General features: G+C 67.3%; 7 protein-coding genes and 1 tRNA gene. 4 read left to right on the forward strand and 4 right to left on the reverse strand.

Going from position 1 to position 8,221, the window contains the following annotated elements:
• The first annotated feature begins 458 nt into the window (after positions 1 to 458).
• Positions 459 to 1,838: an acyltransferase family protein gene (locus ACLP25_RS30985; RefSeq protein ID WP_442472928.1), complete on the forward strand. Its 1,380-nt coding sequence runs from the start codon at positions 459 to 461 to the stop codon at positions 1,836 to 1,838.
• A 61-nt stretch (positions 1,839 to 1,899) separates the two neighbouring features.
• Here ACLP25_RS30985 and ACLP25_RS30990 read toward each other — a convergent pair whose 3' ends face one another.
• A complete protein-coding gene (locus ACLP25_RS30990; RefSeq protein ID WP_442472929.1) occupies positions 1,900 to 2,625 on the reverse strand; it encodes a B3/B4 domain-containing protein in 726 nt (241 codons plus the stop codon).
• A gap of 135 nt (positions 2,626 to 2,760) precedes the next feature.
• Between ACLP25_RS30990 and ACLP25_RS30995 the strand changes: the two genes are divergently transcribed.
• On the forward strand, positions 2,761 to 2,994 hold the full coding sequence (locus tag ACLP25_RS30995; RefSeq protein ID WP_442472930.1) for a PsiF family protein: 234 nt from the start codon (positions 2,761 to 2,763) through the stop codon (positions 2,992 to 2,994).
• Between the two features lie 371 nt (positions 2,995 to 3,365).
• Complete coding sequence (gene prmB / locus ACLP25_RS31000; protein WP_442472931.1) at positions 3,366 to 4,304, forward strand: 50S ribosomal protein L3 N(5)-glutamine methyltransferase; 939 nt, start codon at positions 3,366 to 3,368, stop codon at positions 4,302 to 4,304.
• Positions 4,305 to 4,306: 2 nt separating this feature from the next.
• Here prmB and ACLP25_RS31005 read toward each other — a convergent pair whose 3' ends face one another.
• From ACLP25_RS31005 to ACLP25_RS31015, 3 genes are all read right to left on the reverse strand, one after another.
• Positions 4,307 to 5,488 carry a site-specific DNA-methyltransferase gene (locus ACLP25_RS31005; RefSeq protein ID WP_442472932.1) on the reverse strand — a complete coding sequence of 394 codons (1,182 nt, stop codon included), beginning with the start codon at positions 5,486 to 5,488 and terminating at the stop codon, positions 4,307 to 4,309.
• 78 nt (positions 5,489 to 5,566) lie between these two features.
• Positions 5,567 to 6,271 carry a ribonuclease HII gene (locus ACLP25_RS31010; protein ID WP_442472933.1) on the reverse strand — a complete coding sequence of 235 codons (705 nt, stop codon included), beginning with the start codon at positions 6,269 to 6,271 and terminating at the stop codon, positions 5,567 to 5,569.
• A complete protein-coding gene (locus tag ACLP25_RS31015; RefSeq protein ID WP_442472934.1) occupies positions 6,268 to 7,083 on the reverse strand; it encodes a creatininase family protein in 816 nt (271 codons plus the stop codon). Before ACLP25_RS31015 ends, ACLP25_RS31010 begins: the two co-directional genes overlap by 4 nt.
• 206 nt (positions 7,084 to 7,289) lie before the next feature.
• On the opposite strand from ACLP25_RS31015, the gene ACLP25_RS31020 reads away from it, so the two are divergent.
• A tRNA-Arg gene (locus tag ACLP25_RS31020) sits at positions 7,290 to 7,366 on the forward strand.
• Positions 7,367 to 8,221 lie beyond the last annotated feature (855 nt).

An 8,221-nucleotide genomic window follows, 5' to 3' on the forward strand; every position in this document is an offset into this window, starting at 1 on the left:
GCCGCACTTCTTGCAACGGAACCGCCGCACGCCGTTCGCTGCGCCGCAACCGACCGACGCGCCGTTACCGCAATGCGGGCACCGGCGCTCATCGCCCAGGCTCCCCTCGATTGCCGCCGTTACCGCCCCGCGCGCGGCGTTCGCCCCGCCAGCACCTCCTCAAGCTCAAGGCGCTGATCGGCCGTCAGGTCATCAACCTCCGCAAGCCACGCCCGAAAGGCCCCGTGCTCCATCAAAACCTCCATCAGAACGCCACTCCATTCTAACAGATTTAGGCCATACATAGCCAACGCTAATTGAGCGTTGAAATTTGAGTGCCGCCCATCGGCATCCCCGGCGCGCCACGGCGTTGGCGCGTCGCGTGCGCGACCGCTCCGAAAGCGAACCGTTCGCCCTTCTATCCCCGGCGGCCGAGGAACAACGTCCTGTCGGCGCGAGTTGTGGCGATGCGGGGCCCGATGCGCGCCGCCCCCATCGAACGACGAGACGTGAGCGAAATTCGGCGGTCCAATCCCGAAGCTCGAGGGAGCCCGGTTCGCGGTCCGGCGCCGCGGCGCACGGCGAGAACGCCCTCGCCGTGCGAGGCCGCGCGCGATCGTTCTTCGACCAAGCGCTCGGCGGAAGCTGGCCGCGCAAGCCTGGCGCTGCATAATCTTCGGGGCGTCGCAATCGCCTCCGTCCTGATGATGCATTCGTTCACCGCCTATCTCTTCTCGGTCGACTCGAGCGGCTACGCCTTCGACCGGGCGCCCTATCAGTGGCTGGCCTTTCCCGTTCTCGACCGCAGCCGCTGGCCCGGCTTTGACGCGTTTTGCGCCTGGCAGGACGTGTATTTGATGTCGCTGTTGTTCTTCCTGTCCGGCGTGTTCGCCTGGCCGAGCCTCGAGCGCGACGGAAGCCAATGGTTCCTCGCGAGGCGATTCCTCAAGCTCGGCGGCTCGCTTCTGTTCGGCGTCGCCATCGTGATGCCGGTCGCGCTCTATCCGGTCTATCGCCTGTCCGCCGCGGACCCGAGCCCCGCCGGATATATTCGCGCCTATCAGGCGCTGCCGTTCACGCCGAACGGGCCGATGTGGTTTTTGTGGGTGCTGATGGCGCTGGCCGTCGTCGCCGCAGCCCACTATCGCTGCGCGGCGCGCGCCGTCGAGGCTGCGGGGTCGCTCGCGGCTTCCTTCGAGAGCCGCCCCTTCCTGGCGTTTTCGGCCTTCGCGATCGTCGCGATCGCCGCTTACGCGCCCCTCGCCTGGGCGTTCACGCCGTGGCGATGGAGCAATCACGGCCCGCTCGCGATTCAGCTTAGCCGTCCCCTGCTCTATGCGATCTACTTCCTCCTGTTGCTCGTCGTCGGTCGCCAGGGTCTCGGCCGGGGCATGTTGAAGGCCGACGGCCTTCTTGCAAAGAGTTGGCGTGCGCTGCTCGGCCTCGCCGCCTCAACCCTCGCCCTCTGGATGGCGCTGGCGTGGCTCGCGCTCAAGCTCGGGGACGGGGCGCCCGCGGCGCTCCCGCTTCTGGCGGACGCGGCCTACGGGGTTGCTGGATTGTCCGGCGTGCTCCTCGCGCTGGCGTTCGCGTTTCGGTTCGGCGGCGTCCGGCGTCCCCTCGTCGGGGCAGTCGCCGACAAGGCGTTGCCGGTCTATCTTCTCCACTACGCGCCCGTCGTCTGGATGCAGTATGGCTTGCTCGATCTCGCGCTGCCGGCCGTCGTCAAAGGCGCGATCGTGTTCGTCAGCGCGCTCACGGTCTCATGGAGTCTGGCGGCCGGAGCGGAATTGGCCGGAATCGGACGACGACGCCGCGCGGAGAACGCGCTCGCCACGCACGCTCGGCCGCTTTCGTAAGGTTTGCCCGACAGACCTGTTTGTGCAGCTGGGAACACCTCGTCCCCTGTTCAGTCTACGATCAACGGCGCCGAGCCGCCGCTTCGACCGTGGCGGTCGGTCGCCCCCCGTCCAGAACCTCGATCCGCGAGTCCGCGCCGCATTCGCGGGCGATGAGGCGGGCGAGCAGCGTCGCGGCGGCGTCGACGTCGCGAAAACCGTTCGACTGGACGGTGAGAACGGCGCGCCGGGTCTCGGCGCTCGAGGCGCTGCGCGCGTCCTGCCGCCAGTTCCAGCGCCGGCACAACACGTGGCGCGCGTCGGCGTACACGACCTCGCCCTCTTTCGGCGGATCGTTTGGATCCTCGCCCGCCTCCGCGCCCATATCGACGAAACTGTCGTCAGGCCTCGAGAAGCGGAAGACGAGGTCGCCGTCGGTCTTGTCGAGGTCGTCGCAGCCAAGGCACAGGACGCTCGTCAGCGACGCCATGTTGTAGAGGTCGACCAGCGCGTTGATCTCCGGCAGCGGCTGGCCGGCCAGCACCCGCTTGATCAGCCGCTCGACCGACGACCGGTAGCTCGTCCGCTTGATGCCGAAGCCTTTGTAGGCGGCCCTCCAGGCCGCGACGCCGGGAATGGCGGACAGCTCCATGCCGCCCCATCGCGCCCGGCATTCGGATTCGGCCGCCGCGATATCCTCCGCCAGCGCCGCCGACCGGGGGCCGATCGTCAGGGGCTCGGCCAGGACAAAAGCGACCCGGAAATCCGGGAAATGCTCGACGAGAGCTTCGATGGACAGGCGGCGCATCGGCCGGTCTTAGCGCGTCGACGGCGGCTTGTCCTCCCCACGCGGGGGGCGCGCTCGGGTTGAATTTCCAGCCCCGCCGCCTATAAGCGGTGGCGGGCCGGGAAGACTTCTGATCACGGCGGGGTGACTTTGCAAATGCGAATCAAGGGTTTGGCAGGCGCGGCGGCGCTCTGCTTCATGCTCTCCGGCGCCGCGTACGCCTTCGACGCGGCGACCGACGCCACGTCGCAGACAGCGCCGCACGGTGCGCCCCAGGACGCCGGCGCCCGTTCGGCCAAGTCAATCGAATGCTCGCAGAAGGCCGACGCGAAGGAACTCCACGGCAAAGCGCGCAGACACTTCATGCGGGAATGCAAGCACGGCGCTTAGATCGCGCTTGAGACGCAGGCACCTGAATTCTCTTTATAGGAATTCCTTCGACCGATAGTTGCTGAAAATCTGAATATGGGCTAAGGTGATCCTGTCGCTTCCGGATCGAACCCTCGATGTTGTCGTCGCCGGCACGTCTCCCGCCGCCGCATCCCCGCGGCCCTCTGCGATCGCCGCCGTGGCGAAGCACGACATGGGGCGCGCCACGCGCTTCGGGCGCCTGTTTTCGCGGTCCGTCGCGATGACGAAGTCGCGAGCGTCCGCAGCCGGCGTTGCGCTGGATCGGAAAAAGCGCCGCAAGCTGTTGAAAAGGCTCGATTCGGGGTCGAAAATGGCAAGCCGCGAGACCATCACGATCGCCCGAGGCCGGCATGACTGAGTCCGACGAGCGCCTCGAACTCTTCGCCACGCCGCGCGACTGGCTGCGCTACGCCATCGGCCGGTTCCGAGCGGAGGGCCTCGCCTTCGGTCACGGCGCCACGACCGCGCTCGACGAAGCCGTCTATCTCATTCTGGAGGGGCTCGGTCTCCCGATCGACACGCTCGATCCCTTTCTGGACGCCAGGCTTCTTCACAGCGAGCGGCGGCGGCTCGAGACGTTGATCGAGGCGCGCGTGACCACGCGCAAGCCCGCAGCCTATCTCGTCAACCGGGCCTACATTCAGGGCGTTCCGTTCTACGTCGACGAGCGCGTGATCGTGCCGCGCAGTTTCATCGGCGAGCTCCTTGTGACCGCCCTCAGCGAGGACAACGCCCTGACGGGCGATCCCGGCGAGGTTTTGCGCGTCCTGGACCTGTGCGCGGGCGGCGGGTCGCTCGCCATCCTCGCTGCCCGCGTCTTCCCCAATGCGGCGATCGACGCGGTGGATCTTTCGGGCGACGCGCTCGCGGTCGCCAAGCGCAACGTCGAGGAGCACAAGCTCGTCGAACGCGTCAGGCTGCTTCAGGGCGATCTGTTCCGGCCGGTGGCTGGCGAACGCTACGACCTGATCCTGACCAACCCGCCCTATGTCGACGCCAAGGCTCTGGCCGCGTTTCCCCCCGAATATTCGGCCGAGCCGCGTCTGGCCCACGCCGGCGGGGACGACGGCCTTGACGTCGTGCGACGGATTCTCGCCGACGCTCCGGACCATCTGACGCCAGCCGGCGTTTTGATCTGCGAGATCGGCCGGGGCCGTGACCTCGTCTTGCGCGATTATCCCGGTCTTCCGTTCGTCTGGCTCGACACCGAGGAGAGCACGGGTGAAGTCTTCCTTCTCCGCGCTTCCGACTTCGCCGTGCGGAAGCATCGGCCGAAACGGAGCGTTTAGCCTTATTCGGCGGCGTCGCGCAGGGTGGCGCGCACGTCGGCGCGCAGATCGTCGATAACCGTCAGCCGGCCCTTTCGCTCGACATGCCAGAAGGTCCAGCCGTTGCAGGCCGGAAGGCCCTGGACGAGCGCCCCGATCTTGTGGATCGAACCGACCGCGGGACCGGCCGCGAGCGATCCGTCCGCGCGGACGAGCGCCGAATGGCGCCAGCGCACGTCGATGAGCCGCTCGCCGGGTTGAACGAGCCCCGCGTCGACCAGGCTCGCGAAGGCGACGCGCGGTTCGCTGCGCCGCGTCGGGGCGGTCGCCACCACCTCTTCGGCCAGAGGTTCGACCGTCTCGATCCGCCGCCGCGCGGCCTCCGCATACGCCTCATTGCGCTCGATCCCGATGTAGGAACGGCGGAGCCGGCGCGCCACGGCGCCCGTGGCGCCCGAGCCGAAGAACGGATCGAGCACCAGGTCGCCGGCGTTGGAAGCTGCGACCAGCACACGCGCGAGCAGCGCCTCCGGTTTTTGGGTCGGATGAAGCTTTCGCCCGGATGCGTCCTTTAGACGCTCGGCCCCGGTGCAGATCGGCAGGAACCAGTCGGATCGCACTTGCAAGTCGTCGTTGCCGGCCTTCAGCGCCTCGTAGTTGAAAGTGTAGCGCTTGGCCTCGGGCCCCCGCGCCGCCCAGATCATGGTCTCGTGGGCGTTGGTGAAGCGGCGTCCCCGGAAGTTCGGCATCGGATTGGCTTTTCGCCAGACGATGTCGTTCAGGATCCAGAAACCCAGGTCCTGCAGGATCGTCCCGACGCGGAAGATGTTGTGATACGAGCCGATGACGACGATCGTGGCGTTGGGCTTCATCACGCGGCGGGCCGCGACGAGCCAGCGCTGGGTAAAGGCGTCGTATTCGGCGAAGTCGGCGAACTTGTCCCAGTCGTCGTCGACCGCATCGACCACGCTCTGGTCGGGGCGCGACAGCGCCCCTTCGAGCTGAAGATTGTAGGGCGGATCGGCGAAGATGAGATCGACCGAGGCCGCCGGCAGCTTCTCCATCTCGGCAACGCAGTCGCCGACGAGGATCATGTCGCGCGACGGAGGACCGATTGCGGCCGGGCGTTGCGTCTCGCCGGCGCCAGTAAGCACAACCTGAATCTGGGCGGGGAGACGCGACGCTCCGGCACGCAAGGTACGCATCAACGCAATCACTCGACGCAACGACCGGCGCGTTCCGACCGGCGCGTCGTTTATGGCCGGATTAAAGTAAAGGTCCGGTTATGGGGCGGCGCCTGACGTTGTGTCGTTTTCGTACGGCCGCGCCGACGAAAGGAGATCGACGCCCTCAACGCTTTCGAAACCTTTTTCGGCGTCGGCCTCCTCCTTGCGAAGCCGGAAAGATCGCCGGTGATAAGGGCACGGTCCGATCGCCTCCAGCACGCTGCGGTGGAAGGTCGTGGCGTAGCCGGCGTGGTCGCCGAAACCGTATGCCGGATAGTCGCGCCCGAGGTTCCGCATCAGGGCGTCCCGGGTCGTCTTGGCGACGATCGAGGCGCCGGCAATCGACATCGACAGCGCGTCGCCGCCGATGATCGGCCGCGCCGGGCACTTGAGCCCATCCGGAACGTCGCGCCCGTCGATCAGCGCCAGATCCGGCCTCACGTGCAAGGCGGCGACGGCCCGGGCCATGGCGCGAAGGGTCGCCCCGCGGATGTTGAAGCGGTCGATCTCCTCAGCGCTGGCGAAGGCGACGGCGACGCTGATCGCCTTGGCCAGGATGATCGGCTTCAGCGCTTCGCGCACGGCCTCCGCCAGCGCCTTCGAATCGTCGAGGCCCTCCGGCAGATCGTTCGGATCGAGAATGACCGCGGCGACCCCGACCGGCCCCGCCAGAGGGCCGCGGCCGACCTCGTCGACGCCCGCCACCCAGCGGCAGCCCCCGGCGATCGCCTCGCGCTCGAAATCGAAGTGCGGTGCCCTCACGACTCACCTGCCAATGGACCGCGGACCAGCGCAGCGAGGTCGAAGGCGTGCACGTCGCGCAGGAGGCTTACGAACCGTTCGACGCCGAAGGCGATCGCCGCTTCGCCCTTTTCGGCCGTCGCCTCGTTCGCCTCGCCGACTGCGCCAGACGGATTGAGGTCGCTCGCCGCCCAGGCGAAGCCCAGCGGCGGCTTGGCGCGCAGAAGGGCGAAGTCGCGCTCGATCGCATCCGCGGCGCTGGGAAAATCCCGGGCCTCGGCGGCGCGCACGAGGTCGGGACGAAACGCGAGCATCAGCGACGTCTCGGAGCAGCCGCCATGGACGCCGTGCACCATGTCGCGGGGCGAGAACAGGTCGTCGGGATAGCCGAGCCGTCGCCACGAGGCGTGGACCGCCAGCATGCGCCAGCGCATGCGCAGATTGAGCGCCACCGCCTCGATCGCCGCGCCGTTGCCGCCATGGGCGTTCATCACGACGAGCTTGCGGCAGCCGGCGCGCGCGACGCTGTCGCCGATCTCCGTCCAGGCCCGGATCGCCGTTTCGACCGAGACCGTGAGCGTGCCCGGATATTCGGCGTGCTCGCCCGAGACGCCGACCGTCTGCGTCGGCAAGAACAGGACCGGCAAGTCCTCGGGCAGGCGCTCGACGGCGCGTCGGACGTAGCCCTCATTGATCATGGCGTCGACGCCAAGCGGCAGATGCGGCCCGTGCTGTTCGATCGCGGCGACCGGCAGGACGGCGACGACCCGGCTCATGTCGGCGCGCTGGAAGTCCGGCCAGGTCATTTCGGCCCAGAACCGCGTGGGCAACATCAATGGCGCTCCTCGTTCGCCTGTCGCGCCTTCAAGCCTGACGAGCCTCGGTCGAGTCAACCCGTCTCGCTGGGGAACCTTCGTCGTTGCCGCCTTTTGGTCACATTCTGGCTTGGCGCTTCCGGCGGTGAAAGTCTCGCGCCCGCAGGTTCGTACGCACCGCGCTTCCGCCGCCCCGGCGGTTCATGCTAGGAGGGCGTCGTCGCGCGCCCGTAGCTCAACTGGATAGAGCATCGGTCTTCGGAACCGAGGGTTGGGAGTTCGAACCTCTCCGGGCGCGCCATTTCGGAACAAAAGAGAGGACTTTTGGCACGGGTTCAGCGACGCCTTGCGCGCCCTTGCCGGCGTTCTGGATCGTGGCGGCGCCGCACTAACCGCACCGGGCGAGGCCAGCGAGGAAGGTCGGGTCGTTCACGACACGTGGGCGGCGTCCGTTTCGGGTTACGGCTCTGCATGAGCGCCTGAACCTCGTTGAAGGTCGATTCCTCGACTATTGCGGGAACCTGAACGCCAACCCCACTGCGAGGGCGGCCGGGGCGCGCCGGTCCGACTGTCTCGTCGACCGTAATATGTCGAGGAGGTGAGGATCTCGTAGACGCCGCCGGTCGAGAACCGGACCCTGCGACGGGTGATCCTAAACAACTGCGGGCCCGCGGCCACGTGCGGGCGCGCCGATATGGCCGAAGTCAGCCGTCGGCTCTGAGCCTTTCCCGGTTGCCGATGGGTTGCGCTTTGCCACGTCGGCACGAACGCCGAATCCCGGTTCGGCGACGTCTCTGAAACCGCGGCAAAATTCTCAAGAGATACGGGGAGCGGATCGAGAAGCATTACGATCATGACTTGGCTGAGCCGGTTTGGGTCGAAGTTGCAGGCGGTCCGGGAGTGCTTCTGAAGCCCGTTTTCCTTTGCTTGGACAGTTCCTTTATCGCTTTTTCCACCGCCCGCTCGATCCCCAGGTCGTCGAGGCCGCAGGCGGCGACCACCGCCGCACAAAGCTGAACGAAGCGCCCACCCACGGTGGCCAGGGGAATCGCGTATGAGTCAGCGATTCTAAAAGTGCCCTGTGGCTTGGTTCTCATTCGATTTTTTGGACCGAGAGGAGGTGGGGCGGGATGGTGAAGGTGGCGAGGGCTTCGAG

The sequence above is a fragment of the Roseiarcus sp. genome, assembly GCF_052145395.1.
Lineage (GTDB): Bacteria > Pseudomonadota > Alphaproteobacteria > Rhizobiales > Beijerinckiaceae > Roseiarcus.

Bases quoted from the DNA above. Each gene is read 5' to 3' on its own strand.
- ACLP25_RS30985 (WP_442472928.1), top strand. From the start codon at position 459: ATGCGCGCCGCCCCCATCGAACGACGAGACGTGAGCGAAATTCGGCGG.
- ACLP25_RS30990 (WP_442472929.1), bottom strand. From the start codon at position 2,625: ATGCGCCGCCTGTCCATCGAAGCTCTCGTCGAGCATTTCCCGGATTTC.
- ACLP25_RS30995 (WP_442472930.1), top strand. From the start codon at position 2,761: ATGCGAATCAAGGGTTTGGCAGGCGCGGCGGCGCTCTGCTTCATGCTC.
- prmB (WP_442472931.1), top strand. From the start codon at position 3,366: ATGACTGAGTCCGACGAGCGCCTCGAACTCTTCGCCACGCCGCGCGAC.
- ACLP25_RS31005 (WP_442472932.1), bottom strand. From the start codon at position 5,488: ATGCGTACCTTGCGTGCCGGAGCGTCGCGTCTCCCCGCCCAGATTCAG.
- ACLP25_RS31015 (WP_442472934.1), bottom strand. From the start codon at position 7,083: ATGTTGCCCACGCGGTTCTGGGCCGAAATGACCTGGCCGGACTTCCAG.